The 663-nt window shown below is 41.3% G+C and carries 1 protein-coding gene; it reads right to left on the bottom strand.

Annotated elements, in window-relative coordinates; genetic code table 11:
• Positions 1-449: porin (locus KIV40_RS35205; protein WP_285354121.1), on the bottom strand; the 449-nt coding region annotated here is incomplete at its 3' end.
• Between the last annotated feature and the right edge of the window lie 214 nt (positions 450-663).

Genomic DNA, 663 nt, shown 5'->3' with positions numbered 1-663 from the left:
TATGCGAATACGCCGTCTTCTTTGTCAGAAGCAGAGTCGATAACTTGCTGAACACCAGAGAACTCAGTGATATCGGTGAAGTCAGAAACGATAACTGAAGCCATGTCTTGACGACCGAAAGAGATTGCTTGGCCATCAAAATCAACACCCGCGTACATGTAACGGTTTTTGAATGTGCTATCGCCAGTGCCTTGCTCAGCTTCGTAGAAACCAAACGCAGTTGCTGTGTCAGTCAGTTGGCTTTCACCTTTTAGGTTTAGACGGAAACGTGTTTTGTCTTCCATAGAACCTTCAACTTCAGCACCGCCTGAACCGATGAAGTCACCACGGAATTCCGCACGACCGCCAACTTTAAGCTCAGTACCGTCAGAGCTGTAAACTGTTGCTGCTAGAGATGAACCTGAAACTAGTGCTGCTACCACTGCAGAAGCTAGAACTGCCTTTTTCATAATCACTTACCTTGTATTGTAAATTCCGTGAGCGTAGTGCTCGTTCTTTTCGAGATGGGGTTAATTTAGAGCAGCCAAATTAAGCTTTCATTTCTATAAAATTACATTTTCGTGAATAGGGAACTTTTCGTTAGTTATTAATTTTATTGCACTTTTGTTTCATTTTTATTCATATGAATGAATATTTAGTCAATAAGGAAGGCTTTTTTTGCTT

The organism is Vibrio sp. D173a (genome assembly GCF_030248475.1).
The sequence above is the reverse complement of the archived record's forward strand: the minus strand, read 5'-3'. Positions and strand labels throughout refer to the sequence as shown.